Origin of the sequence: Streptomyces galbus (assembly GCF_005280195.1) — a bacterium.
Lineage (GTDB): Bacteria > Actinomycetota > Actinomycetes > Streptomycetales > Streptomycetaceae > Streptomyces > Streptomyces galbus.
Genome location: NZ_SZPR01000057.1, coordinates 1 through 1,361, shown reverse-complemented (window position 1 = coordinate 1,361; position 1,361 = coordinate 1). Strand labels below are relative to the sequence as shown.

Genomic DNA, 1,361 nt, shown 5'->3' with positions numbered 1-1,361 from the left:
CGGCCGGCCCAAAGGCGTCGTCGTCGCCCACCGCAACGTGGCGCGGCTCTTCGACGCCACGCGGAAGTGGTTCGGTTTCGGCCCCGACGACGTGTGGACGCTGTTCCACTCCTACGCCTTCGACTTCTCGGTCTGGGAACTGTTCGGAGCACTGCTGCACGGCGGTCGACTGGTCGTGGTGCCCTACGAGGTGAGCAGGACGCCCGGCGCCTTCCTGGACCTGCTGGCCGATCACGGCGTCACCGTCCTCAACCAGACGCCGTCAGCGTTCTACCAGTTGGCGCAGGCCGACGCCGACGCCCCCGGCCGCGAACTCGCCTTGCGCACCGTGGTGTTCGGCGGCGAGGCACTCCAGCCGTCCCGCCTCGCCGACTGGTACCGGCGCCGTCCCGACGACTCGCCGGCCCTGGTCAACATGTACGGCATCACCGAGACCACCGTTCACGTGACGTATCAGCCGCTGACCCGGGAGCGAGCAACTGCGGCGGCCAGCGTCATCGGCGTCGCGATCCCCGACCTGCGCACGTATGTGCTCGGTCCGGGGCTGGAGCTGGCGGCGCCCGGGGTGGTGGGGGAACTGTATGTCGCCGGGCCCGGTGTCGCACGCGGCTACCTGGGCAGGCCCGGCTTGACGGCCGAGCGGTTCGTGGCGGACCCGTACGCCACGGAGCCGGGCACGCGCATGTACCGCACCGGTGACCTGGTGCGGTGGAACCAGGACGGAGAGCTGGAGTTCGTCGGGCGCGCCGACCACCAGATCAAGATCCGCGGCTTCCGCATCGAACCCGGCGAGATCGAGAACGTGCTGACCGACCACCCGGACGTCACCGAGGCGGCTGTGGTGGTCCGCGAGGAGCAGTCCGGCGGTGGCCGCCTCGTCGCTTACGCAGTGGTACGGGGAACCCTCCACGGCGAAGACGTACGCGAGTTCGTGCGCGAGCGGCTGCCCGAGCACATGGTGCCGGCCGCCGTTGTCGTCCTGGACAGCCTGCCGCTGACGGGCAACGGCAAGCTGGACCGGGCGGCCCTGCCGGCGCCGGAGTTCGCGTCCGCCGGAACCGGGCGGGAGGCACGCACGCCGCAGGAGCAGATCGTGTGCGACCTGTTCGCCCAGGTGCTGGGGCTGCCGCGGGCAGGTGTGGACGACGACTTCTTCGACCTGGGCGGGCACTCGCTGCTGGCCACCCGTCTCATCGCCCAGATCCGCGCCGCGTTCGGCGTCGAACTGGAGCTGCGCGCCCTGTTCGACGGACCGACACCCGCCGCGGTGGCGGCGCTCCTCGACACCGCGGGTCCCGCGCGGCCGTCCCTGACAGCGCGAGAACGCCCGTCGGTCCTGCCCCTGTCGTTCGCTCAGCGGC

At 71.5% G+C, this 1,361-nt stretch carries 1 protein-coding gene; it reads left to right on the top strand.

All coding sequences use genetic code 11. From position 1 onward, the window contains the following. Positions 1–1,361 (top strand): non-ribosomal peptide synthetase (locus E4U92_RS35255; protein WP_137304534.1); only part of this gene is annotated, 1,361 nt, incomplete at both ends.